Origin of the sequence: Streptomyces sp. NPDC058246, assembly GCF_042881985.1 — a bacterium.
In the GTDB taxonomy this organism is placed as follows: Bacteria; Actinomycetota; Actinomycetes; order Streptomycetales; family Streptomycetaceae; genus Streptomyces.
Genome location: NZ_JBHVWZ010000003.1, coordinates 224,608 through 247,727 on the forward strand (window position 1 = coordinate 224,608; position 23,120 = coordinate 247,727).

A 23,120-nucleotide genomic window follows, 5' to 3' on the forward strand; every position below is an offset into this window, starting at 1 on the left:
GCGCCAGTAGGCGCGCGGGATCAGCGCGGCTCGGCCTTCAGCAGCAGCTTGTGCGGCCGCAGGGTGATGCCGACGCGGGTCGCGTCGTTGGAGCCGGACACCTGCCGGAAGCGCCAGCGGGATGCCACGGTCGCGGTGATCAGGCTCAGCTGGGCCATCGAGAAGTGGTCACTCGGGCACTTCCGGTTGCCCACGCTGAACGGGCGCATCGCGTACTTCGGTATGTCCTTGGACCGTTCCGGAAGCCAGCGGTCGGGATCGAAAACCAGGTGCTCCTGGTACGACCGGGGATCGTGCTGGATCGCGTACGGGCTGTAGACGATGTCGGCTCCGGCCGGAATGCGATAGCCGCCCAGCTCGGTTTCGGTCACCGCGCGCCGCGTCAATATCCATACGGCGGGACGCAAACGCATCGTCTCGACGACGAGATTGTTCGTGTGCGACAGCTTCCGGACGTCGCCGAATCCGACGGGCCGGTCGCCGGCGACGGATTCGACCTCCTTGCTCACCTTGTCCGCCTGTTCCGGGTGTTCGGTGAGTACTTGCAGGAGCCACATGATCGTGGACGCGATGGTTTCGCTGCCGGGGGTGAGTATCGCAACGACCTGGTCGTGGATCTCCTGTTCGTCGATGGGGTCGCCGTTGTCGTCCTTCGCTGCCAGCAATGCTGTCAGCAAATCGTCCGGCTTTTGACCAGATGCCCGCCGCTCGTCGATGATCTCGTCGACGAGGTCATGCAAATCGGCCAATGCGCGGTCGAATTCGCGGTTCGCCGGAAGCGGCAGCCGATAGAGCGGTCCCGCCGGGATCACCATGCGCCGGTACATCCCGCGGAACACGGCGCCGAGCGCGATGCTCAGCCGCTCGGCGCGCTCGTCCATGAACTGGCCGCGCAGCAGACAGCGGGCCGCGATGCGCACGGCGACCCGGAACGACTCCGAGGTGCAGTCGATCGTCTCGCCCGGCACCATCCGCTCCGCGAACGACCGGGCCTCCTCCTCCATGATCGGCCCGTACTCGTGGATGATGTCGGCCCGGAACGCGGGCTGGATCGTCCGCCGTTGACGCCGGTGCTGCGGCCCGTTGGCCGTGGCGACCCCCTTCTTGCCGAGCAGCCCTTCGAGGGACTCCCACAGCGGGCCGCCGATCTCGTAGTCGGGGTTGAGCGCCAGCGCCCCGGTGAGTTCGGGGGTGGTGACGGCGTACACCGTCTTCGGGCCCAGTTTCAGCCGGACGACGTCGCCGTGGTCGCGCAGCTGGGCCAGGAAGCCCAGTGGGTCGCGGACCAGTTTCCAGCCGTGGCCGAGGCCCGGCACACCGCCTCCCGCGAGGGGCGGGGCGGACAGTTCGAGTGCCTGGGGTATCGCAGGCCGTACTGACTCGACGGTCATTTCTCACCTGCCGCTTCATTGTTGACGTACGGGGGTGTGGAGCGGTCGTCCCAGCTGTCGACCATGTACCGGCCCGACTCGTGGTGGAACCAGTACACGGAGCTGAACCAGTTCCGCATATTGCCGAGACATGCCTTCACGGCGATGCTGCGTTCTTTGCCCCGCACGGTCCCGTCCGCGAGGGTTTCCGCGAGGTATAAGACGTCCTTTTCGGTGACGAGGAATTCATTGATGCATTCCTCGACCCGCCGCCGTATTTCTGTCACGGCCTCTTCGAGTGTCAGCCCCTCGTGGTGAATGAGGCTGATTCCGAGATTGTGGACTTCATCGCCCGCGATTTCCTTGGGGAGCGAACACAGGTCGTTGTACCAGGCCGCGAATTCCTGGCTGAGCAGTGCCGCCCGCTGATATGCGGGGTGTTTCCGCACCACGGTGGGGAGTTCACATCCCGCGCTGGGTTCCAGGAGGTCGGTCCAGATCCAGTGTGCGAACGTGAGCCGACGGAGTTCGAGATATTCCGCGACCGTGGGCACGGTGCCCGAGACGCGGTTGCGGAACTCGCTGTCGTACGCCTCGATCACCGCGTGGAAGTGGAGCGCGAACCGCTCGTTCCACTTCTTGCCGAGGAACGAGTACAGCCGCACCATGCTGTCCGCGAACCCCGCGACCAGCGGGTCCTGGTGGTGCAGATGGTCCCTGGGTGAATCGAGGGCCGCGTGCAGCCGGAACCTGAGCCTCCGCCAGGCGTCCTTACGGCCGTGGATGACGTCACGGTCATGACGGTCGTCCCAGACGAAGAACCATGCGCTGTAGTCGGCTATCGCCTGCATGACCTCGTCGGGAGCACCGATGTAGTAGCCCGCCATGAGGTCCGTGTAGCACAAGCCGTCGGCATATTCCTCGACCTTGTCCGCCGGCATGAGCCGCTTTTCGAGGAGCCAGGTCCTGGTGTTCTCCTGGAGCCTCGGCCAATACGGGTGCAGTTGACGGGGAAACTCTGCCTCGATCACCGGGAGAGAGAGCGCCGGTGGAACCGCGACCGCTGTTGGTGTCGATGAAGTGCTCTGTGAGAAAGCATGCACGGACAAACCCCTCTCAGCCGCCTGTTGGCGCTACACCCCTCCCGCCGTGCCGGGCGTGCGCCGTTGCGTATCCCCGCACTTCCCATTCAGCACCACAACTGACCGTTCTGGGAACGGATTTGCTCCACTCGCTACCTCAAGGTGCCGAGAATCTCCCCTTGTGTGACTGAATCTGGATCACTACGGGAGCACAAGGGATCGAACGTGCGACGTACACACGAACGGCGCCTGGTCAGGAGGGTCCCTGACCAGGCGCCGTCGGCGCGGGCTCACAAGTGATCGTGAGCCCCAACTGTCGTTTTTTGACTCAGTCGTTGGCGACCACGGGGTAGCGGGGCTCGTTCTCGGCCATCTGCCGCAGCGCGTCCTTGCGCTCGCGCTTGGAGAGCCGGTCGATGTACAGGTATCCGTACAGGTGGTCCGTCTCGTGCTGGAGGCAGCGGGCGAAGTAGCCGGTGCCGCGCACCTTGATCGGGTTGCCCTTCTCGTCCTGCCCGGTGACCTCGGCGTAGTCGGGGCGGGCCAGCGGCGCGTACGCGGTCGGCACCGAGAGGCAGCCCTCGTTGCTGTCGTCCAGACGGCGCTGCTCTGCCGGCAGCTCGACCAGCACGGGGTTGCAGACGACACCGACGTGCCGCTTGCCCTCGTCGTCCATGCAGTCGTAGACGAAGACCTTCAGGTCGACGCCGATCTGATTGGCGGCCAGGCCCACGCCCTCCGCGGTGCGCTGGCTGGCGAACATGTCGGCCACCAGCTGGTCCAGCTCGCCGCCGAACTCGGTGACGTCCTTGCACTCCTTGTGCAGCACCGGGTTCCCGACGACCGTGATCGGCCGCGAGGTGCCGCGCTCGCGGAAGGCCGCCTCGCGCTCCTCGCAGTCCTCGGTGTCGATGACGAAGCCCTCGTCGTCCACGGGGAGCACGCCCGCGTGCTGCTGATCGGTGTCCTGCTGCGCCATGACCGACGTATGCCTTCCTGGAATCCATGAGTGTGGTGCCCATACAGCCTACGGGGGCTGCGGGACCGCTCAGCAGGCCTCCGCGCTAACAGACCTCTTCGAGGTCCCGCCAGTCCCTGGAGTCAGGGCTGTCCGCGACCCAGCCGTCGAGCAGGCCGCGCACCAGAGAGGCCGGCGCGGCGATCCCGCACTCCCGCTCGGGCACCCACAACTGCCCGTCCGTGCGGTGGCCGAGCGGCCCCGGATGGCCGGGCTCGCTGTGGTCGTGCGGGTCGAGGTGCTCGCCGTCACCCTCGTCGGAGGGCATCCGCGACTCGGAGCACATCCGGCACAGCAGCCGTACGGACGACGACCAGTCCTCGGCGGCGAAGCCGGCGTCGGCCGCGAGCTGCTCCAGGGCGTCCCGGTCGTCCTCGGTGGCCGCCTCGAGGAGGACCACCCAGGTGGGCACAGGTGACGGCGCCCACAGCTCGATCTCGTCGAAGACGGGGTAGGCGTGCCCGGCCGCGGTGGTCCGCTCGCCGTGCGGGACCCCGTCGTGCAGCACGACCTCGCCCCAGCGGCGCCCGGAGGACGGCAGCGGAATGGACAGCACCTCGATGCGGGCGGGGTCGAGCCTGCGCCCCCACACCACCTCGGCCTCGCCCTCGGGAGACAGCCGTACGGCCGCACTGCCCAGGTCCATGCCCACGGGCTCACCGGAGACGGCGGCGCCGCCCGGCACCCGCAGCCCGTACGCCTGCCAGGCGCGCCGGGCCAGCGGCCAGTCCTGGAGCGCGGTGGCCGCGATGCCCACGTTCCACCAGTCAGGTGCTCCGGCCTCCCGGTCGAGCAGCGCGACGGCCCTGAGACCCGCCGCGCGGGCCTGCTCCCAGTCGTGCCGGAACTTGTGCAGCAGGGCCAGGTTGAACCAGGACTCGGACAGCCACGGCTCCAGGTCCGCCGCGCGCGTCAGCAGCGCTCCCGCGTCCTCGTACCGGCCGTCGCCGATCAGCGTGAACGCACGGTCGGTGGCCTGCCGCCATGAGGCGGAGGGCCGGTGTCGTCCCTTGCCGAAGATCCTCACGATTCCCGCCTGCCAGTTCCTTGCGATTCCCGCCTGCCGGTCCTTTGAAGAGTCCCTTGAAGACAGTGCAGCCACGAGCCGGCCCGTGCCCCCGAACACCCTCTCCCTGGCATCCAACCACGGACGGTCGGACGGGCGCTCATTACCCATGGGTTACCCAGCCGAAGGCAAGGTCAGACCGGGCCGCGACAGGACCCTGGCCAGGGACTCCACGACCTCTGGCTGATAGTCGCGGGCCGTCCCCAGCCGCAGCCGCTCCAGGGCGGTCAGCGGCCCTCCCGGGCCTGCTTCCCTGGCCATCTCCTCGTATGCGTTCACGACCCGCACGATCCGCGCGGTGACCGGCTGCTCCCGGTACGGGTCGGCCTGCCGCTCCACCACCACGGCCACCTCGGCGTCCACCCCGGTCTGACGGACGACGGCGCCGCCGAGGAGCGCTATCCGGCGCTGCTCGTCGGCGGAGAGCGGGGAGGTGGCCCCGGCGGGGACGGGATCGACCAGGCTCAGCTGTCCGATGTCGTGCATGAGGGCCGCGTACTCCAGGACGGTCAGATCGGGCTCCGACAGGCCCAGCTCCCGACCGACCTCCCCGCTGAGGACGGCCACCCGCCGGGCATGGCCCGCGGGGGTGTACCCGGCGATCTCGGTCGCCCGTGCGAGGGAGGCGATGGTCTGCCGGTAGGTGACCCGCACGGCCGCGTACCGCCGGAAGGACAGCTGCGTGAGAAGCAGGGGCAGTGAGAACACGGGCAGCGCCCAGAGCCCGACCACCGCCACGGCGAGCGACATCACGGCCCCGGTCGCGCACACGGCCGACCCGATCCCGAGCAGTGCCCGCAGTTCGTCCCGCAGCAGCGGCCCGAACGGCCACCGGGTCCGCGCGTGCGCCATCGCCGCTGCGAGCACCGCGTCGCACAGCGCGGTGAGCATCAGCAGCGTCACCACCAGCAGCGCGTACGCCGGACCGCCCCACTCCTGGAACCTGCCCTGGTTGTAGAGGGGCTGGAAGCAGACGGCGGCGAACGCGACGGTCAGCACCCGTCGGGTGAGGTGGTCGACGGTCGGTCCCCGTCCGCCGGCCACGTGCGGCACGCATCCCAGCAGCGCGGCCGCGGCGACGACGGCGACGACCTGCAGAACCCCGTGGTGCGTGGGCTGCCCGGCGCTCTCCCCGAGCAACGCGTAGGACAGCGCCCCGGCGGCGCCGAGCGGCGCCGACTCCCGCTCCTCGGCACCACTCCAACGGGTGAGCTCGCCGAGAGCGATGAGGAGCCCGAAGGCAAGGGCGGTCCCACGCTCGTCGAGGCCGTGCCAGAGGGTGTCGGCGAGGGCGAGGAGGGTGAGGAGAAGGGTGAAGGCACGGACGGAGGTGAGGATTCCGGGTGCCCTCGCGGCCAATCGGAAACGGGCGGAGCGAGCGGGTAACCCTCGCGGCGAAGCGGCGCTGCTCATGTCGGACGCCCTTCCAGCCGACCGGGAAGGGGCGGAGCGGGCGGGTAGACCTCGTCGCGAGGCGGCGTACAGCTGTCCGCCGTGACGGCGGGACGCCACCCCCACCGCGACAAGGCCCGCGCCAGCGCCCGCACCATCCCGGGATCGAACTGGGCCCCGGCACACCGCTCCAGCTCCTCCAGCGCGGCGGGCACCGGCCGAGCCCGCCGGTAGGACCGCGTGGACGTCATCGCGTCGAACGCGTCGGCCACGGCCACCACCCGGGCGAACTCCGGGATCTGCCGCCCCACCAGCCCGTACGGATATCCGCTCCCGTCCAGCCGCTCGTGGTGATGGAGGATCGCCGACCGGGCCTCCCCGAGGAATCCGATCCCCCGCACCATCTCGTGCCCGTACTCGGGATGCAGCTCGATGACCCGCCGCTCCTCGGGGGTCAGCGGGCCGTCCTTGCGCAACAGCCGCGTGGGGACGCCCAGTTTGCCCACGTCGTGCAGAATCCCGGCGAAGCGCAGCACTTCGACGCGCTCGTCGTCCATGCCCAGTTCCCGGGCGATCATCATGGACGCCTGCCCGACCCGCTCGCTGTGCCCGCGGGTGTATCCGTCCTTGATGTCGACGGCCTGGACGAGCGCGCGAATGGTGGCCTGGTGGGCGGCCCGCTCCCGGTGGTACTGCGCGAACACCCAGCAGGACACGTACATCGGCAACAGCACGAGCAGCGCGGCGACGGGCCCGTAGGGGCTCCGCCACAGCACCGCCATCATCAGGCCGGCCAGCCCGTGCACGGCGACGGGAGCGAGGGAGCGCGCGAAGAGCCCGCGCCAGGCGCTCCGCACCGGCACCCGCTCGGCGAGCGCCAGGATCCCGCCGTCGAGGACGGCCAGCACCAGGCAGAACGTCAGCACGGCGGCCCCGGCGGGCAGCAGCGCGTACGGAAAGTGCGGCGCGACCACCGCGTTCCGGCCGTCCAGCGCCCAGTGCACCCGGGAGGCCGCCCAGATCGCGACGGCGAGCTGAGCCGCACGCCAGACCCTGCGCAGTCGGCGCGGCCGCTGTTCGACCCGGGTGAGCAGGGCCCCGGGCAGGGCGACGAGCGCGGCGGCGGGGGGCGGCAGCAGAAAGGCCCCGGCGAGCAGCACGGGGAGGAAGGTGCCCATACCCCTGGGGGCGTCACCGACGTCCCGGCCGGGGGCGCCCGCTCCCCTGGGCCCACGGGGCAGCGTGATCCGTTCGCACCCTGCGTACAGCACGGCGAGCAGTGCGACCACCCACCACGGAACGCGGAGGTGCGGCAGGGGAGCCAGACAGGCGAGGGCCCCGAGAACGACACAGGCCACGTACACCCGGGCCCCGGCCGGCACCGACCCCATCTCCTCGTCCCCTCCCCGACATCAGGCTCCGGAGCCTAGGACGGCGGGGGCGGCACGGGGACGGGTATGGCCGAATCCGCGGGGTCAGAGCCCGCGGATTAGCACGTTCGGGTGATAAGCGGACGATCCGCAACCGGAGTTGGGGAGCCCCGCGCCGGCTTCAGGACTCGTGTGCCGTAGCCGTCACGTCATGCTCCGGCACGACCTGTCCGGAGCGGATCAGATCGATGCGGCCCATGACCTTGGCGCGCAGATCCGTGGGCACGTCGTCCTGCCCGCAGCAGCGCTTGACCAGCTTCTTCACGGCCTGCTCCAGGCCGTACTTCTCCAGGCACGGGGAGCACTCCTCGAAGTGCACCTCGAACTTGGTGCAGTCCGCGTCCGGCATCTCATGGTCGAGGAACTCGTAGAGGTGGTCGAGTACCTCACTGCAATCCGTCTCGTGCGGCTCTCCGCAGCTCATGAGCCCGAGCCTTTCGCTTCGTTCGACTCTCCGGCGCCGGCCGGAACCAGCCCGCGGTCACGCGCGTAGTCCTCGAGCATGCCGCGCAGTTGGCGACGTCCACGGTGGAGCCGGGACATCACCGTACCGATGGGTGTCCCCATGATGTCCGCGATCTCCTTGTACGCAAAGCCCTCGACGTCCGCGAGATAGACGGCGATGCGGAATTCCTCGGGGATCGCCTGCAGCGCAGCCTTCACGTCCGAGTCAGGCAGGTGGTCGAGCGCCTGCGACTCGGCGGAGCGCAGACCCGTCGACATGTGCGACTCGGCACGCGCCAGCTGCCAGTCCTCGATCTCCTCGGCCGCGCTGCGCTGGGGTTCGCGCTGCTTCTTGCGGTACGAGTTGATGAAGGTGTTGGTGAGAATGCGGTACAGCCACGCCTTGAGGTTGGTGCCCTCGCGGAACTGGTGGAAGGACGCGTACGCCTTCGCGTACGTCTCCTGCACCAGGTCCTCGGCGTCGGCCGGGTTGCGCGTCATGCGCAGGGCGGCCGAGTACATCTGGTCGAGGAATTCGAGCGCGTCCCGCTCGAAGCGCGCGGTGCGCTCGGCGGACGACTCCGTGCTCGTGCCCTGGCCCTCGGGCTGCTCCGCCTGGCCGTGTTCGGTCCCTGCGTCGGTCCCAGTGACCGGACCCACCTCCTCCAGCGTTGTCGTGAGACCGAGACCGGTCCCACTGGAATCGGAGGATAGACGAACATCCGGTCCACCCGCCGCCCGAATAGGGGCGTTCTTGGCCGCGTGCAGCACCGTCCAGTCCAGGTCAGCGCGGCTACTGCGGCTCGGGCAGATGGTCGAACCCATGCGGCGGACTTCCTCTCGTACGAACGGTCCAGCACGCTCCGTGCTGTCTGCTCGGCACAACAGATGTCCGTCACTCCACATTCCCGGGTGTCACCCGAGTGACGCGGTCCACTTCACGACACCGTCGGTGATGATCGTCAGGGCCTCGTCCTGCCCGATCGGGGCCCTTTTCGGAACGGCGAAGCCATGATCGCCGTACGGCACCTCGATCAGTTCGTACGCCCCCTTCGGGAACTCCTCCGGCTTCCCGAACGGATCATTGCCTCCCTGTACGACCAGCGTAGGCACCCCGGCCCCGAGCAGCTCGTCGGCGCGGGACTTCTCGGGCTTACCGGGCAGATGCAAGGGAAAGCTGAGCGCGAGGACGGCGACGGCACCGAGTTCGCCGGCGGTCCGGCAGGCGACCCGCGCCCCGGCACTCCGCCCGCCCGACACCACCGGCAGCCCGGGCTTCACCAGCGCGGGCCACACCCCCCGCCAGCCCACGTCCAGGGTCTTCGGCGCGGGCGCCACCTTCTTCCCGGCCACCCGCCAGGGCTGCTCGACGAGAGCGACACTCACGCCGTGACCGGGCATCACCGCCGCCAGCGCCTGAAGATCCCGCGCCTCTACACCGCCCCCGGCCCCATGACCGACGGCAAGGACAAGCCGCGCCTTCTCGGCGGCGTGCCAGGTGACACGGGCGCTCCCCGCGTCGGTTTCGACTGTCTCGGTGTGCGTCACACAACCATGGTGTCGCAGCCGTCGCGGCTGTGGGCCATCGCGCCCCTGGGGCGGCACGGATGGGTACAGGACACCCCGAACCGTGCCGGGCACGCGCCCCACCCCGACTTCAGGCCCCACGCCTACGGCGACCCGCACCCTCAGAACAGCGTCCCCGCCTCCGGCCCCTCCAGCTCCTTCAGAAGCTCCGGCCCGTTGTTACGGACGTTGCTGACCGCCGTGGAGACGGGGTACGCCCGCATCAGTCCGGCAGGGGGCGCCACAAGCAGCCCACGGAGGTCGTCGACGTCCGTGCGGGAGGGATCGAGCCACGCGTCCCACCGGTCCGGTGTCAGCATCAGCGGCATCCGAGGATGAATGTCCGCCAAGGCATGCGGCCCCTCCGCCGGCGCCACCGCGAGCGGCGACGTCTCCGCCTCGGTCGTGATCACCGAGCACGTCACCCACCACGCCCCCGGATGATCGTCGGGCAGCGTCCGGTCCCGCCAGAACTCGTACAGGCCGGCCATCGCGAAGACCGAACCGTCCGCAGGCGTCACGAAGTACGGCTGCTTGCGCGGCCGCTTCTTCTTGCCCTCGACCTCCAGATCGCGCTCGTCGGCCCCGGTGACCCACTCGTAATAGCCGTCGGCGGGGATGATGCAGCGCCGGGTGGAGAAGGCCCGGCGGTACGAGGGCTTCTCGTGCACGGTCTCGGCTCGGGCGTTGATCATCCGGGCGCCGCCCTCGGGCGTCTTGGCCCAGGACGGGACGAGCCCCCACTTGAGCGTGCGCAGCTGGCGAACCGGCTTCGGGCTGTCCGCGTCCTTGAGGGGGCGGTCGAGGACGGCGTAGACCTCTTTGGTCGGGGCCACGTTGTAGTCGGGAGCCAAGGTCTCTTCGGGCTCCCACTTCTCGACCTCAAAGATTCCTGCGAGATCCTCGGGCCCACGACTCGCTGCATACCGTCCGCACATACGTGCCACACTGCCAGATTCCGCGACCACAGAGGGAGCCACCGACGACAATGGGCAGCACCGCATCCACCTCGCTGGCGAGCCTCTGGGACCAGGTCTCCGGCACTCAGCCGGACCCCGACCTGTGGGTGGTGATCGCCACCATGGTCGCCGCGCTCGCGGTGATCGTCCCGCACGGCGTCTGGCGCGTCTCCCGCAACGCCATCACCATCGCGCACGAGGGCGGCCACGGCCTGGTCGCCCTGCTCACCGGTCGCAGCCTCAGTGGCATACGGCTGCACTCGGACACCAGCGGCCTCACCGTCAGCCGTGGCAAGCCCACCGGCCTCGGCATGATCCTCACCGCCGCCGCGGGCTACACCGCTCCCCCGCTGCTCGGCCTGGGCGGCGCGGCCCTCCTCGGCGCGGGCCGCATCACCCTGCTGCTGTGGCTGGCCACGGCCCTGCTCATCGTGATGCTGGTGATGATCCGCAACGCGTACGGGGCACTCACCGTGATCGTCACCGGCGGCATCTTCCTCTTGGTCTCCTGGCTCGCCGGTCCCCAGGTGCAGGCGGCGTTCGCGTACGCCGTGGTGTGGTTCCTGCTGCTCGGAGGCGTCCGCCCGGCCTTCGAACTCCAGGCCAAGCGGATGCGGGGCGGCGCGGGCGACTCGGACGCGGACCAGCTGTCGCGCCTGACGCACGTACCGGCGGGGCTGTGGCTGTTCCTGTTCCACGCGGTGTCACTGTGTTCGCTGCTCGGTGGGGGCAGGTGGCTCCTGGACGTCTGAGGCGCCCCGCACAGGAACGCCCCGAAGGGGCGCGGGGCTGCGGCACACGCGGCTACGCCGCGCAGCCGCGACCAGCCGCACGCGACCAGCCACGACGGACCGGCGACCAGGAAACGCCCCCCGTTCCGCGACCAGCCACAACGGACGGGCGGTCAGGAGATGCCGCCGGTCCCCGACCAGACACAACGGACACGCGACAGGAAACGCCCCCAGTCCCCGACCAGCCACAACGGACCAGCGGACAGGAAACGCCCCGGTTCCCCCACCAGCCACAACGGACCAGCGGACAGGAAACGCCCCGGTTCCCCCACCAGCCACAACGGACCAGCGGACAGGAAACGCCCCCGTTCCCCCACCAGCCACAACGGACCCGCGCCCAGGAAACGCCCCCGTTCCCTGTCCGGACACAGCGGAGCGAGCCGCCGAGCGAACCCCCACTAAAGTGGGGCCCATGACCGCGAACCCCGCCCACACCGCCCTCTGGCCCGCCCCGCACGCGAGCGGAGCCGTCGACGCGACGGTCCACGTGCCGGGTTCCAAGTCGGTCACCAACCGGGCCCTCGTGCTGGCCGCCCTGGCCTCCGAGCCCGGCTGGCTGCGCCGCCCGCTGCGTTCCCGCGACACGCTGCTGATGGCGGGCGCGCTGCGCGCGATGGGCGTGGGCATCGAGGAGACCGTGGCGTCCAGCTCCACGGTCGCGGTGGGCCCGGACGCCTCCGGCGAGGCCTGGCGGGTCATCCCCTCGGGTCTGCACGGCCCGGCCACGGTCGACGTCGGCAACGCCGGCACCGTGATGCGCTTCCTGCCCCCGGTCGCCGCGCTCGCCGACGGCCCCATCCGCTTCGACGGCGACCCGCGGTCGTACGAGCGCCCCCTGAACGGCGTGATCGACGCGCTGCGTCTGCTCGGCGCCCGGATCGACGACGACGGCCGGGGCGCGCTGCCGCTGACCGTGCACGGCGGCGGTGCCCTGGACGGCGGCCCGGTGGAGATCGACGCGTCCTCCTCGTCCCAGTTCGTGAGCGCCCTCCTCCTGTCCGGACCGCGCTTCAACCAGGGGGTGGAGGTCCGCCACATCGGCTCCACCCTTCCCTCCATGCCGCACATCCGGATGACGGTCGACATGCTGCGCGCGGTCGGCGCCCAGGTGGACACCCCGGAGTCGGGCGGCGAGCCGAACGTCTGGCGGGTCACACCGGGCGCCCTGCTCGGCCGCGACCTGATCATCGAGCCGGACCTGTCGAACGCGCAGCCGTTCCTGGCGGCGGCCCTGGTGACCGGCGGCACGGTCGTCGTCCCCGACTGGCCCGCGCGCACCACCCAGCCCGGTGACAAGCTGCGGGAGATCTTCACCGAGATGGGCGGTTCCTGCGAACTGACCGACAGCGGACTGGAGTTCACCGGTTCGGGTGCGATCCACGGCATCGACGTGGACCTCGGCGAGGTCGGTGAGCTGACCCCCGGCATCGCGGCCGTCGCGGCGCTCGCCGACTCCCCGTCCACCCTGCGCGGCGTGGCCCACCTGCGCCTGCACGAGACGGACCGGCTGGCCGCGCTCACCAAGGAGATCAACGAGCTCGGCGGCGACGTCACCGAGACCGCCGACGGCCTGCACATCCGCCCGCGCCGGCTGCACGGCGGGATCTTCCACACGTACGACGACCACCGCATGGCCACCGCCGGCGCGATCATCGGCCTGGCGGTGGAGGGCGTACAGATCGAGAACGTGGCGACGACGGCGAAGACGCTGCCGGACTTCCCGGACATGTGGGCCGGAATGCTCGGGAACTGACGGGCGGACCGGGATCATGCGCCGTTACGGCAAGCACACCGACGAGGACGACATCCGCCAGCGCCCCAACCGCAAGGGCAACCGTCCGCGTACGAACATCCGCCCCAAGCACGAGGAGGCGGTCGAGGGCATGGTCCTCACCGTCGACCGGGGCCGTCTGACCTGCCTGGTCGACGACCGCGTCGTGATGGCGATGAAGGCCCGCGAACTGGGCCGCAAGGCAGCCGTGGTCGGCGACCGGGTGGCCATCATCGGGGACCTGAGCGGCAAGAAGGACACCCTCGCCCGCATCGTCCGCATCGAGCCACGCACCTCCGTGCTGCGCCGCACGGCCGACGACGACGATCCGTACGAGCGCGTGGTCGTCGCCAACGCCGACCAGCTCGCCATCGTCACCGCGCTCGCCGATCCCGAGCCGCGCCCTCGCCTGATCGACCGCTGCCTGGTCGCCGCGTACGACGGCGGCCTCAGCCCGCTCCTCGTCCTCACCAAGTCGGACCTGGCCCCGCCCGACGAACTCCTGGAGATGTACGGGGCGTTGGGCGTCCCCTACGTCGTGACCAGCCGCGAGGAGCTGGAGAGCGGCGAGGCGGTGGAGCGCGTACGCAAGCAGCTGGACGGCAAGATCACGGCGTTCGTCGGGCACTCGGGCGTCGGCAAGACGACGCTGGTCAACGCGCTGGTCTCGCTGGACAGGCGGCGCAGCACCGGAGTCGTCAACGCCGTCACCGGGCGCGGCCGGCACACCACCACGTCGGCGCGCGCGATCCCGCTGCCCGAAGAGGCCGGCTGGGTCGTGGACACCCCGGGCGTCCGCTCCTTCGGCCTGCACCACGTGGACCCGTCCCGTGTCATCAAGGCCTTCCCGGACCTGGAGCCCGGCACCGAGGGCTGCCCGCGCGCGTGCAGTCACGACGAGCCGGACTGCGCGCTCGACCAGTGGGTGGCGGACGGTCACGCGGACCCCGCCCGCCTCTACTCCCTGCGCAGGCTGCTCGCGACGCGGGAGCGGCACGAGGGCGACTGACACCGACTGTCTCCGCCTGACCTCCGCGTTGTTTGCGTCCGCCGCCTGTCGGTAAATGCATAATCGCACCAAGCCGGACCGAGGCCAGAGGCAAAAGACCAGAGCCAGACGAAGCAGTCGACGTGCGGACGCGGGAGGACAAGACATGGCGTGGCTGCTGGTCGTTGTGGCGGGACTGCTCGAAACCGGCTTCGCCGTCTGTCTGAAACTCTCGCACGGCTTCACCAGACTCTGGCCGACGGTCGCGTTCTGCGTCTTCGCGCTCGGCAGCTTCGGTCTGCTGACCCTCTCCCTGAAGAAGCTCGACGTCGGCCCGGCGTACGCCGTGTGGACCGGCATCGGCGCGGCCGGCACCGCCATCTACGGCATGATCTTCCTCGGCGACCTGGTGTCGACGCTCAAGATCGTCTCGATCAGCTTCGTCATCATGGGCGTCATCGGGCTGCAGCTGTCGGGTTCCGCCCACTGAGTCCGCTGGACACGGCTGGACTCGGCACGCCGACGCCGCATCAGATCACCTCCCGTACCTGCGGGAAGTGGCACGCCGCCCCGTCCCCTTCGAGGACGGGCACGTCATGGACGCACCGCTTGCGCTCGCCGTCCGCGAGTTCGGCGTACAGCGGGCAGCGCGCCCGGAACGGGCACCCCTCGTGCCGCTCGGTCGGACTCGGCTGGTCCCCGGCTGGCGAGGGTCTCCCCGCGCCGGATGTCGAGGTCGACGCCGTCGACGGCGTACACACTGCCGACCCGCCGCTTGAAGACGCCACCCTTGAGGAGCGGGAAGGTCTTGGTGAGCCCGCGCACCTTCAACACCGGCTCGCCGGGGGGAAGTTCGGCACGGGGCCGGGCGTCGTCCAGCCGGGGCACGGCGCCGAGCAGCTTCCGGGTGTACGGCTCCCGGGGGTGGCCGAAGACGTCGACGGCCGCCCCCGACTCCACCACCTTGCCCTCGTACATGACCGCCACCCGGTCGGCCGTCCCCGCGATCGGAAGATCCCGGTCACCGGAGCCGCCTTCAGGATCTCCTCGTACGACAAGACGGCCCAGACGATCACCGCGGTCCCCGACCCGAACTGGTGGGGTACGAAGCCCAAGCTGGACTCGATCGTCTTCCGCGCCCTGGACTACACGGCCTGGACGGACGCGTACCTCAACAAGGAGATCGACTACGCCTCCGCGATCCTCCCCGAGGACTACAAGCGGCTCGCGAAGGCCGTCGGCACGGACATCCGCACCGGCGCCCGCTGGGACGAGGTGCACATCACGCTGAACGGCGCTCGCGGCCCGCTCAAGGACCTCCGGGTCCGCCAGGCGATCCAGCACGCCATCGACCGCAAGGCCGTCGCCACCGCCTTCGGCAAGGACCTCCCGGACCAACTGAAGACGTACGGCAGCCACTTCTTCATGCCCAACCAGGCCGGCTACCAGGACAACTCCGGGAAGTACGGCACGTACGACACCGCCGCGGCCGGCAAGCTCCTCGACGAGGCCGGCTGGAAGCTGAAGGGCGACACACGCGCGAAGGACGGCAAGCAGCTCGCCCTCACCTACACCCTCAGCGCGGGCAGCACCTCCGCCCAGGAGGACCAGGCCGAACTGATCCAGGCGCAGCTCGCGGCGGTGGGCATCACGATCTCGATCAAAAAGGTCCCGTCGAACGACTACTTCTCCAAGTACGTCACCATCGGCAACTTCGACCTCGTCAGCTTCCGCTGGGTCGACCAGGTCTTCCGCTCCGAGGCGTACCCGATCTACCGCCAGGCCGCGGGCAAGAACCTGTACGAGAACTACGGTTCGGTCGGCTCACCGGAGATCGACGCCCTCCTCAAGCAGGCGGGCGAGATCACCGACCCGACCGAGCAGGCCAAGCTCTACAACCAGGCCGACACCAAGATCTGGGCCCTCGGCCACTCCATCCCGCTCTATCAGCGGCCCCAGGTCCTCGCCGTCCGCTCGAACCTCGCCAACTACGGCGCGGGCGGGCTCGCCGACGACGCCTTCACGAAGGTCGGCTGGCTGAAGAAGTGAGGCGGTGAGTTCAGACGCTTCAGACGCCCCAAACGCCTCAGACACCGAGCCGGCGGGGCGGGGGCAGCGCGGCCTTCACCAGGTCCGTGACCCCGCCCTCACTCGGCGGCGCCGCCACACAGGACAGCGCCAGACGGACGACGAGCTCGCAGGAACGGGCCAGTTCCGCCCCGTCCGCCGTGGACGGGGCGAGCGAGGCCACCGCCCGGTCGCGCACCAGTGCCACGAAGTCGGCAGGCGACGGCAACGGCCCGTCGGCCCGCCGCTGCGCGGGCACCGCGGACGAGGACGGCACCGGCGAGAGCGTCGGCGACGGCAGCCGCTCGCTCCAGCAGCCGGTCAGCATCGCACGTACCAGCGCATTGCTGCGCGCCGCCGAAGCGGTCCACTCGGCGGTCGCGACCAGCCGCTCCCGCGCGTCGGCGTGCGCGGCGAGCGCCCGCTCGACCCCCGCGATATAGGCGTCGGCCTCCCGCCGCACCAGGGCCCGCGCAAGCCCCTCTTTACTCCCGAACTCGTTGTAGAGCGTCTGGCGTGACACTCCGGCCACGGCGGCCACATCGACCATCCGCACCGCAGACCACGCCCGACGCGCAAGCGCCGTATAGGCGGCGTCCAAGAGGGATTCCCGCGCTGCAGGCATCATCGCCTCCCTGGGCGAGCGACTCTGCAGCTCAGATTTGACGCGCACAGAGTCACTGTCAAGGGTTCGCGGCGTCACGGAGGGGCGTACGCCGGGCCGCGCGCGCGGCCCGGCCGCCCCGAACCGGCCCCGCGAACGTGTCCAGGATGATCCCGAGGCCGGCGGCCCGTGAACGCGTCCGGGACGATCCCGAGGCCGTGCGCCGCGAGCACGCGGTCAGGACGATCCCGAGGCCGTGCGCCCCGCGAACGTGCCCTGGATGATCCCGAGGCCGTGCGCCCCGCGAACGTGTCCAGGATGATCCCGAGGCCGTGTGGCCGTGGCGTGAGCCGGGCAGATACGGTTCACTCATGCCCGACTATCGCGATGACCTGCGCCTCGCCCATGTCCTGGCGGACGCCGCCGACGCCGCGACGATGGCCCGGTTCAAGGCACTCGACCTCAAGGTCGAGACCAAGCCGGACATGACGCCGGTGAGCGAGGCGGACAAGGCCGCCGAGGAACTCATCCGCGGCCAGCTCCAGCGAGCGCGCCCCCGCGACGCGATCCTCGGCGAGGAGTACGGCATCGAGGGCACGGGCCCCCGCCGCTGGGTCATCGACCCGATCGACGGCACCAAGAACTACGTACGCGGCGTCCCCGTCTGGGCCACGCTCATCTCCCTGATGGAGGCGAGCGAGGGCGGCTACCAGCCGGTCGTCGGCGTCGTCTCCGCCCCCGCGCTGGGCCGCCGCTGGTGGGCCTCGAAGGGGCACGGCGCGTTCACCGGACGCAGCCTCTCCTCCGCGTCCCGCCTCCAGGTCTCCCGTGTCTCGCGGATGGCCGACGCGTCGTTCGCGTACTCGTCGCTCTCCGGGTGGGAGGACCAGGGCCGCCTCGACGGCTTCCTCGACCTCACGAAGGCCGTCTGGCGCACCCGCGGATACGGCGACTTCTGGCCGTACATGATGGTCGCCGAGGGCTCGGTCGACATCTGCGCGGAGCCCGAGCTCTCGCTCTGGGACATGGCGGCGAACGCGATCGTCGTGACCGAGGCGGGTGGCTCCTTCACCGGCCTCGACGGCCGCCCGGGCCCGCACAGCGGCAACGCGGCCGCGTCGAACGGCATCCTCCACGACGAGATGCTGGGTTATCTCAACCAGCGGTACTGAGGGCAGCGGTACCGAGCGCGAAACGCGGCTCGGTCTCAGCGCCGAGCGGGTCGTACGCGTTCACCGCCGAGCGGGTCGTACGTGCTCACCGCTGTGCGGGTCGTCCTGCGTACTCAACGCTGAACGCGACCTACTCGGCACTGAGCGACGTTTGATCAGTACTGACCGCGACGAGACCGGCAACTGATCGCGACGAGACCGACACCGATCGCGACGAACCGCACAGGGGCCTCGTGAGCACCCCCCACTGACCTGCGGCTCCTGAGTAACCCCCGCACGCCCCCGAAGTCACCGCACGCGCCCCCTTGTTGACTCTCCCTTTAACTGCGACCCTGAAAGTCCCCCCACTTGTGAACTTGTGAATCGCTTCTCTTGGCGCTTCACCAAGGAGGTGGCTCCAGCCCATGCTCGTCCGCGACGCCATGAGCACGGTGGTCCTCACCATCGGCCCGGCACACACCCTCCGCCAGGCGGCCTGCCTGATGTCCACGCGCCGCGTAGGCGCGGCCGTCGTCTACGACGAAGACTCGTCGGGGCTCGGCATCCTCACCGAACGCGACATCCTCAACTCACTCGCCCTGGGCCAGAACCCCGACACCGAGACAGCAGGCACCCACACGACCACCGACGTCGTCTTCGCCGCCCCCGCCTGGACCCTGGAGGAGGCCGCGACGGCGATGTCGCACGGTGGCTTCCGCCACCTGATCGTGCTCGACGGAAGCGGCCCGGTCGGCATCGTCTCGGTCCGCGACATCATCCGCTGCTGGGCACCGGTGCGGCAGCACGTACCGGCCTGAGCACGCCGGCCGGCCTGGTCACGCCAGGCAGTCCGAGCACGCCGGACTACCGGACCATCTGAGCACGCAAGCGGGCCGGAATCCCGAGGGATCCCGGCCCGCCACCTACGACAAGCGTTCCAGCGTTCCGGTGCCGGATGTCAGCCGCGCAGGGCCTGGACCGCGGCCTCCAGCCGCTTGCCGAAGTCACCGTCCGCCTGGCGGAAGTTGTTGATCGCGCGGTCGGCGATGTCATCGCGAGAGACCTTCGCGATGAAGCCCGCCAGGTTGTCGATCAGACGCCCCTGCTCGTCCTCGGACATCAGGCGGTAGAGGTTGCCGGCCTGCACGAAGTCGTTGTCCTCGGCGTGGACCGGCGCCGCGGTGTCGCCGGTGACACCGGTGACCGGGATCGGCTGCCACAACGGCCGGTCCGTCTGGAACGGGCCACCGAAGCTGTTCGGCTCGTAGTTCTTGGCGCCCTTGTGGCGGCCGTCGTACAGGAAGCCGTCCCGTGAGTTGGTGCGCGCCTCGGTGGCGTGCGGGCGGTTCACCGGCAGATGGTCGGCGTTGATGCCGACGCGGTAGCGGTGCGCGTCCCCGTAGGCGAAGAGCCGGCCCTGCAGCATCTTGTCGGGCGAGGGTCCGATACCCGGCACGAAGTGCGCCGGCGAGAAGACGGACTGCTCGACCTCGGCGAAGACGTTCTCCGGGTTGCGGTTGAGCTCCAGCTTGCCGATCTCGATCGGCGGGTAGTCCTCGTGCGGCCACACCTTGGTGAGGTCGAACGGGTTGAAGCGGTAGTTCGCCGCCTCGGCCGCCGGCATGATCTGCACCTGCACGGTCCAGGACGGGAAGTCGCCCCGGTCGATGGCCTCGCGGAGGTCACGCTGGTGGCTGTCCGGGTCCTCACCGGCGAGGACGTTGGCCTCGGCCTGGGTGAGGTTCTTGATGCCCTGGTCGGTCTTGAAGTGGTACTTGACCCAGAAGACCTCGCCGGCCTCGTTGTTCCACTGGTACGTGTGCGAGCCGTACCCGTTCATGTGGCGGTACGAGGCGGGGATGCCGCGGTCGCCGAAGAGCCAGGTCACCTGGTGCGTGGACTCGGGCGACAGCCCCCAGAAGTCCCACACGTTGTCGGCTTCCTGCGAGCCGGTGTACGGGTCGCGCTTCTGCGTGTGGATGAAGTCGGGGAACTTGATGGCGTCCTTGATGAAGAACACCGGGGTGTTGTTGCCGACGAGGTCGTAGTTGCCCTCTTCGGTGTAGAACTTCAGCGCCCAGCCACGGGGGTCACGGACGGCGTCCGCGGAACCGAGGTTGCCGGCCACGGTCGAGAACCGCAGGAAGGTCTCGGTCTGCTTGCCGACCTCGGAGAGGAAGGTGGCGCGCGTGTACTTCGTGACATCGGCGGTGACCGTGAAGGTGCCGTAGGCGCCCGCGCCACGGGCGTGCACGACGCGCTCCGGAATGCGCTCACGGTTGAAGTGGGCGAGCTTCTCGAGAAGCAGCTGATCCTGAACGAGCACCGGGCCGCCGACGCCCGCGGTCTCGCTGTTCTGATTGTCGGCAACCGGCGCGCCGGCCTCCGTCGTAAGCGGTCCCTGCGTCACGTGCGCCTCCTGCGTCATTCGTGCAAGTCCTGTCCTCGGCCAATGCCGAACTCGATCCTACAATGGACTTTGTCTAAGTCAAGTACAGCTCCAAAGTCACACCCATTCGGGATCTGGTCCCCTTGCTGTTAGGCTGGTCTGTATGAGTGACCTGTTGGAACGACTGCGCGGACGCGGATGGCGCATGACCGCACAGCGGCGTGTCGTGGCCGAGGTCCTCGACGGCGAGCACGTCCATCTGACGGCCGACGAGGTGCATGCGAGGGCCGTGGCCAAGCTGCCCGAGATCTCCCGGGCGACCGTCTACAACACGCTGGGTGAGCTGGTCTCGCTCGGCGAGGTGCTGGAAGTGGCGACGGACAAGCGCGCCAAGCGGTACGACCCGAACGCGCACCGCCCGCACCACCACCTGGTCTGCGCCCAGTGCGGCGCGATCCGCGACGTCCATCCGAACGGCAACCCGCTGGCCGACCTCCCCGACTCGGAGCGCTTCGGCTTCGCGGTCAAGGACGTAGAGGTCACCTACCGAGGCGTCTGCCCGAACTGCGCAGCAGCGTAAGACGCGGGCGCGGGAACCACGAGAAAGCTCCGGCATCCGAAGATGCCGGGGCTTTTCACTGCCGCCGCCGGCTCCGTCCGCACACCGACACTGCCGGTGCCACTGCCACTGCCACTGGCACCGGCACCGGCACCGGCACCGGCACCGAACATGCCGAAGGCCCGGATCCATGATCAGGATCCGGGCCTTCGGTTTCAGTAGCGGGGACAGGATTTGAACCTGCGACCTCTGGGTTATGAGCCCAGCGAGCTACCGAGCTGCTCCACCCCGCGTCGACAAACTGAACACTACGTCAACCGTGCCGACCAGCGCAAATCCCTTGAAGCCCGTCCAGTGACGCCCGTCCGGCACCTGAGGACGAGGCAGCCAGGCCGGCACGGGGGCCCGGGGGCGGAGCCCCCAGACACGGGACGGGAAGGGGCGGAGGGGGCGAACAACCCCAGCCCCGACCCCGACCTCAGCTCAGCCCGGCCAGCCAACCTCAGCTCAGCCCCGACCTCAGCCCGGCTCAGCCCCGACCAACCTCAGCCCGGCTCAGCCCAGCTCAACCCCGCCCCGCACCCAGCGCAGAGCAATCGTCACGCCGACAGCTCCTCCCGCAAGGCATCCCGCAGCCGAGCGGCCCGCTCAGCCACCTCGGCAGGCCCGAGCGATACGGCCCGGTCAGCCCATCGCTGCCCCTCCGCCAGCTCCCCCCGCCGCGCGTACACCAGCGCCAGCCGAAGCGCCGCACGCCCGTGCCCCGCGTCCGCGGCCCGCGTCCACCACAGCGCGGCCTCGGGCTCGCTCCCCTCCCGAGCCAGCAGCAGCCCGAGGTTGAACGCCCCGTTCCGGGACCCGGCCTCCGCCGCCTCCCGGTACCACCGGGCAGCCTCCACGACATCGCCCCGCGCGGCGGCGAGCATTCCGACCCGCACCTGCGCCCGCCGGTGCCCCTGGGACGCCGCCCGCTCGTACCACTCCTCGCACTCGCTCTTCTCCTGTGCGGGCTCCCCCAGCTCATGCGCGGGCGCCGGCGGCCGGCGCGCGTCGAGCACAGCGGCGAGCCGGTAGGCGGCCTCAGCGCTGCCACCCCCCGCCGCGCACCGCAGATGCCGCTCGGCCGCCGCCTCGTCCCCCTCCCGCAGCAGCGCGATGGCCACCTGGAGGGCCGCTTCGGTGTGCCCGTCGGCGGCGGCACGCTCGTACCACCGCAGCGCGGCCGCGTCGTCCTCCTCGGTCCCGCGTCCGGCGTGCAGGATCCCGAGGTTGAACGCGGCGTCGACGCTCCCGGCCTCCGCGGCCTTGGAGAACCACGGCTCGGCCCCGGCCGAGTCCCCGACCTGAAGCAGCAGAATGGCCAGCGCGTTCGCCGCCTCCCGGTGCCCCGCGTACGCGGCCCGCCGGTACCACTGCTCAGCCTGCGCGGTCCGCCCCTGCTCGGCACAGAGCAGCCCGAGGTTGTACGCCCCGTTCACATCGCCCGCGTCCATCGCGGCCCGGTACCAGCGCTCGGCGGTCTGCGTCTCACCGCGCTCGGCGTGCAGCGCCCCCAGCGCGTTGGCGGCGTTGCCGTCACCGTGCTGGGCGGCCCGCAGCCACCACACGGCCGCGCTCTCCGTGTCCCCCGCGTCCCGCAGCAGGAACCCGAGCGCGCACGCGGCCCGCGCCTCGCCGTCCTTGGCGGACGTCAGATACCAGCGGCCGGCCTCCTTGAGGTGGCCGCGCTTCTCCAGGATCGCCCCGAGGTGCAGCGCGGCCCGCCGGTGCCCGCGTGCGGCGGCCTGCCGGTACCACTGCTCGGCCTCTTCACCGGCGGCGCCGATGACACCCATGACACCGTTGTCGGCACCGGTCGGCCCCGCGTCCGCGGCCTTGCGATCAAGCGTCCGCGCCAGTCGGTAGGCGGCCTCGCGGTGCCCGCGCTCGGCGGCGGCCCGCATCCACTGCTCGGCGCCCACGTCACTGCGGTGCTCCAGCAGATCGGCGAGCGCGTACGCGCCGAGGGCGTGCCCCTGCTCGGCGGACTGGCGCAGCCAGTACTCGGCGGCCGGTTCGTCGCCGCGCTCACGGTGGTGCCGTCCGAGCGCGTGCGCGGCGGCCGCGGAGCCCGCGACGGCGGCGATCCGCCACCACCCGGCGGCCTCGTCGGGGTAACCGCGCTGGTGCAGGAGGACACCCAGATTGTTGGCGGCGGCGCGGTCACCGGCGGCGGTGGCCGCGCGCAGCTGGGGCTCGGCTCCGTCGAGATCGCCGCGGCGCAGCAGCATGGCGCCGAGGACGCTCATCGCCTCGACGTCGCCGGCTTCGGCGGCGAGCCGCTGGCGTGCTTCCTCGGCAGCCTCGCCGGTTTCGTCCCGGTCGGAAGGCTGCGTGAGATCCGCAGGCTGCACAAAGTCGGCAGGCTGCGCAAACCGCCCTGTATCCAACAGAGTTGCCTTGTCCCCCATAACGTCCATCGTCGCACCACCTG

At 70.3% G+C, this 23,120-nt stretch carries 22 protein-coding genes and 1 tRNA gene; 8 read left to right on the forward strand and 15 right to left on the reverse strand.

The genetic code is table 11. From position 1 onward, the window contains the following. Positions 1 to 20: 20 nt before the first annotated feature. The 10 genes from ACFVXA_RS06000 to ACFVXA_RS06045 all read right to left on the reverse strand — a co-directional run bounded on the left by ACFVXA_RS06000 (position 21) and on the right by ACFVXA_RS06045 (position 10,306). Positions 21 to 1,391, reverse strand: a complete 1,371-nt coding sequence (locus tag ACFVXA_RS06000) for a cytochrome P450 (RefSeq protein ID WP_362027344.1) — start codon at positions 1,389 to 1,391, stop codon at positions 21 to 23. Further along, positions 1,388 to 2,473, reverse strand: a complete 1,086-nt coding sequence (cyc1, locus tag ACFVXA_RS06005; protein WP_390023967.1) for an epi-isozizaene synthase — start codon at positions 2,471 to 2,473, stop codon at positions 1,388 to 1,390. The genes ACFVXA_RS06000 and cyc1 overlap by 4 nt, the downstream gene beginning before the upstream one ends. Positions 2,474 to 2,780: 307 nt before the next feature. Next, positions 2,781 to 3,431: a peptide deformylase gene (gene def, locus ACFVXA_RS06010; RefSeq protein ID WP_383902036.1), complete on the reverse strand. Its 651-nt coding sequence runs from the start codon at positions 3,429 to 3,431 to the stop codon at positions 2,781 to 2,783. 85 nt (positions 3,432 to 3,516) lie between these two features. After that, entirely contained in the window at positions 3,517 to 4,497 is a 981-nt protein-coding gene (locus ACFVXA_RS06015) for a hypothetical protein (protein ID WP_362027335.1), read from the reverse strand. 153 nt (positions 4,498 to 4,650) lie between these two features. Further along, positions 4,651 to 5,949, reverse strand: a complete 1,299-nt coding sequence (locus ACFVXA_RS06020) for an HD-GYP domain-containing protein (RefSeq protein WP_383902033.1) — start codon at positions 5,947 to 5,949, stop codon at positions 4,651 to 4,653. Next, positions 5,946 to 7,319 carry an HD-GYP domain-containing protein gene (locus ACFVXA_RS06025; protein WP_362027332.1) on the reverse strand — a complete coding sequence of 458 codons (1,374 nt, stop codon included), beginning with the start codon at positions 7,317 to 7,319 and terminating at the stop codon, positions 5,946 to 5,948. Before ACFVXA_RS06025 ends, ACFVXA_RS06020 begins: the two co-directional genes overlap by 4 nt. A gap of 160 nt (positions 7,320 to 7,479) precedes the next feature. Next, a complete protein-coding gene (rsrA, locus tag ACFVXA_RS06030) occupies positions 7,480 to 7,782 on the reverse strand; it encodes a mycothiol system anti-sigma-R factor (RefSeq protein WP_362027329.1) in 303 nt (100 codons plus the stop codon). Next, positions 7,779 to 8,462: an RNA polymerase sigma factor SigR gene (gene sigR, locus ACFVXA_RS06035; protein WP_028802044.1), complete on the reverse strand. Its 684-nt coding sequence runs from the start codon at positions 8,460 to 8,462 to the stop codon at positions 7,779 to 7,781. Before sigR ends, rsrA begins: the two co-directional genes overlap by 4 nt. Before the next feature lie 255 nt (positions 8,463 to 8,717). Beyond that, positions 8,718 to 9,350 carry an alpha/beta family hydrolase gene (locus ACFVXA_RS06040; protein ID WP_390023969.1) on the reverse strand — a complete coding sequence of 211 codons (633 nt, stop codon included), beginning with the start codon at positions 9,348 to 9,350 and terminating at the stop codon, positions 8,718 to 8,720. A gap of 140 nt (positions 9,351 to 9,490) precedes the next feature. Then, positions 9,491 to 10,306, reverse strand: coding sequence for an SOS response-associated peptidase (locus ACFVXA_RS06045; RefSeq protein ID WP_383902030.1), 816 nt, complete (start codon positions 10,304 to 10,306; stop codon positions 9,491 to 9,493). 50 nt (positions 10,307 to 10,356) lie between these two features. On the opposite strand from ACFVXA_RS06045, the gene ACFVXA_RS06050 reads away from it, so the two are divergent. The 4 genes from ACFVXA_RS06050 (at position 10,357) to ACFVXA_RS06065 (ending at position 14,367) form a co-directional block, all read left to right on the forward strand. Next, entirely contained in the window at positions 10,357 to 11,079 is a 723-nt protein-coding gene (locus tag ACFVXA_RS06050; RefSeq protein WP_362027319.1) for a M50 family metallopeptidase, read from the forward strand. A 451-nt stretch (positions 11,080 to 11,530) separates the two neighbouring features. Next, positions 11,531 to 12,871, forward strand: coding sequence for a 3-phosphoshikimate 1-carboxyvinyltransferase (aroA, locus tag ACFVXA_RS06055; RefSeq protein ID WP_362027316.1), 1,341 nt, complete (start codon positions 11,531 to 11,533; stop codon positions 12,869 to 12,871). A gap of 16 nt (positions 12,872 to 12,887) precedes the next feature. Beyond that, positions 12,888 to 13,898: a ribosome small subunit-dependent GTPase A gene (rsgA, locus tag ACFVXA_RS06060; RefSeq protein ID WP_362027313.1), complete on the forward strand. Its 1,011-nt coding sequence runs from the start codon at positions 12,888 to 12,890 to the stop codon at positions 13,896 to 13,898. Between the two features lie 145 nt (positions 13,899 to 14,043). Beyond that, positions 14,044 to 14,367: a multidrug efflux SMR transporter gene (locus ACFVXA_RS06065; protein WP_362027310.1), complete on the forward strand. Its 324-nt coding sequence runs from the start codon at positions 14,044 to 14,046 to the stop codon at positions 14,365 to 14,367. Between the two features lie 104 nt (positions 14,368 to 14,471). Here the strand turns inward: ACFVXA_RS06065 and ACFVXA_RS06070 are convergent, their stop codons facing one another. After that, positions 14,472 to 14,855: a hypothetical protein gene (locus tag ACFVXA_RS06070; RefSeq protein ID WP_390023972.1), complete on the reverse strand. Its 384-nt coding sequence runs from the start codon at positions 14,853 to 14,855 to the stop codon at positions 14,472 to 14,474. On the opposite strand from ACFVXA_RS06070, the gene ACFVXA_RS06075 reads away from it, so the two are divergent. Beyond that, positions 14,802 to 15,926: an ABC transporter family substrate-binding protein gene (locus ACFVXA_RS06075; protein WP_390023974.1), complete on the forward strand. Its 1,125-nt coding sequence runs from the start codon at positions 14,802 to 14,804 to the stop codon at positions 15,924 to 15,926. The two genes, ACFVXA_RS06070 and ACFVXA_RS06075, sit on opposite strands and share 54 nt — an antisense overlap. 37 nt (positions 15,927 to 15,963) lie before the next feature. Here the strand turns inward: ACFVXA_RS06075 and ACFVXA_RS06080 are convergent, their stop codons facing one another. Then, a complete protein-coding gene (locus ACFVXA_RS06080) occupies positions 15,964 to 16,569 on the reverse strand; it encodes a TetR/AcrR family transcriptional regulator (RefSeq protein ID WP_383737814.1) in 606 nt (201 codons plus the stop codon). Positions 16,570 to 16,919: 350 nt separating this feature from the next. Between ACFVXA_RS06080 and hisN the strand changes: the two genes are divergently transcribed. Both hisN and ACFVXA_RS06090 read left to right on the forward strand, forming a co-directional pair. After that, entirely contained in the window at positions 16,920 to 17,720 is an 801-nt protein-coding gene (gene hisN / locus ACFVXA_RS06085) for a histidinol-phosphatase (RefSeq protein ID WP_362027298.1), read from the forward strand. Positions 17,721 to 18,124: 404 nt separating this feature from the next. After that, complete coding sequence (locus tag ACFVXA_RS06090) at positions 18,125 to 18,517, forward strand: CBS domain-containing protein (protein ID WP_362027295.1); 393 nt, start codon at positions 18,125 to 18,127, stop codon at positions 18,515 to 18,517. A 140-nt stretch (positions 18,518 to 18,657) separates the two neighbouring features. Here ACFVXA_RS06090 and ACFVXA_RS06095 read toward each other — a convergent pair whose 3' ends face one another. Beyond that, on the reverse strand, positions 18,658 to 20,109 hold the full coding sequence (locus ACFVXA_RS06095) for a catalase (RefSeq protein ID WP_389464680.1): 1,452 nt from the start codon (positions 20,107 to 20,109) through the stop codon (positions 18,658 to 18,660). Positions 20,110 to 20,251: 142 nt separating this feature from the next. On the opposite strand from ACFVXA_RS06095, the gene ACFVXA_RS06100 reads away from it, so the two are divergent. Beyond that, positions 20,252 to 20,668, forward strand: a complete 417-nt coding sequence (locus ACFVXA_RS06100; protein ID WP_362027289.1) for a Fur family transcriptional regulator — start codon at positions 20,252 to 20,254, stop codon at positions 20,666 to 20,668. 198 nt (positions 20,669 to 20,866) lie between these two features. On the opposite strand, the gene ACFVXA_RS06105 is transcribed toward ACFVXA_RS06100, so the two are convergent. Together ACFVXA_RS06105 and ACFVXA_RS06110 are read right to left on the reverse strand one after the other, a co-directional pair. After that, positions 20,867 to 20,940 (reverse strand) — tRNA-Met (locus ACFVXA_RS06105). A gap of 306 nt (positions 20,941 to 21,246) precedes the next feature. Continuing rightward, positions 21,247 to 23,106, reverse strand: coding sequence for a sel1 repeat family protein (locus ACFVXA_RS06110; RefSeq protein ID WP_383737548.1), 1,860 nt, complete (start codon positions 23,104 to 23,106; stop codon positions 21,247 to 21,249). Positions 23,107 to 23,120 lie beyond the last annotated feature (14 nt).

What these genes read in the sequence shown, in the direction of transcription:
- ACFVXA_RS06025 (WP_362027332.1), bottom strand. Translation starts at nt 7,319, where the DNA reads ATGGGGTCGGTGCCGGCCGGGGCCCGGGTGTACGTGGCCTGTGTCGTT.
- aroA (WP_362027316.1), top strand. Translation starts at nt 11,531, where the DNA reads ATGACCGCGAACCCCGCCCACACCGCCCTCTGGCCCGCCCCGCACGCG.
- ACFVXA_RS06000 (WP_362027344.1), bottom strand. Translation starts at nt 1,391, where the DNA reads ATGACCGTCGAGTCAGTACGGCCTGCGATACCCCAGGCACTCGAACTG.
- ACFVXA_RS06100 (WP_362027289.1), top strand. Translation starts at nt 20,252, where the DNA reads ATGAGTGACCTGTTGGAACGACTGCGCGGACGCGGATGGCGCATGACC.
- ACFVXA_RS06065 (WP_362027310.1), top strand. Translation starts at nt 14,044, where the DNA reads ATGGCGTGGCTGCTGGTCGTTGTGGCGGGACTGCTCGAAACCGGCTTC.
- ACFVXA_RS06080 (WP_383737814.1), bottom strand. Translation starts at nt 16,569, where the DNA reads ATGCCTGCAGCGCGGGAATCCCTCTTGGACGCCGCCTATACGGCGCTT.
- rsrA (WP_362027329.1), bottom strand. Translation starts at nt 7,782, where the DNA reads ATGAGCTGCGGAGAGCCGCACGAGACGGATTGCAGTGAGGTACTCGAC.
- def (WP_383902036.1), bottom strand. Translation starts at nt 3,431, where the DNA reads ATGGCGCAGCAGGACACCGATCAGCAGCACGCGGGCGTGCTCCCCGTG.
- ACFVXA_RS06020 (WP_383902033.1), bottom strand. Translation starts at nt 5,949, where the DNA reads ATGAGCAGCGCCGCTTCGCCGCGAGGGTTACCCGCTCGCTCCGCCCGT.
- ACFVXA_RS06050 (WP_362027319.1), top strand. Translation starts at nt 10,357, where the DNA reads ATGGGCAGCACCGCATCCACCTCGCTGGCGAGCCTCTGGGACCAGGTC.
- ACFVXA_RS06110 (WP_383737548.1), bottom strand. Translation starts at nt 23,106, where the DNA reads ATGGACGTTATGGGGGACAAGGCAACTCTGTTGGATACAGGGCGGTTT.
- ACFVXA_RS06045 (WP_383902030.1), bottom strand. Translation starts at nt 10,306, where the DNA reads ATGTGCGGACGGTATGCAGCGAGTCGTGGGCCCGAGGATCTCGCAGGA.
- rsgA (WP_362027313.1), top strand. Translation starts at nt 12,888, where the DNA reads ATGCGCCGTTACGGCAAGCACACCGACGAGGACGACATCCGCCAGCGC.
- hisN (WP_362027298.1), top strand. Translation starts at nt 16,920, where the DNA reads ATGCCCGACTATCGCGATGACCTGCGCCTCGCCCATGTCCTGGCGGAC.
- ACFVXA_RS06070 (WP_390023972.1), bottom strand. Translation starts at nt 14,855, where the DNA reads ATGTACGAGGGCAAGGTGGTGGAGTCGGGGGCGGCCGTCGACGTCTTC.
- ACFVXA_RS06090 (WP_362027295.1), top strand. Translation starts at nt 18,125, where the DNA reads ATGCTCGTCCGCGACGCCATGAGCACGGTGGTCCTCACCATCGGCCCG.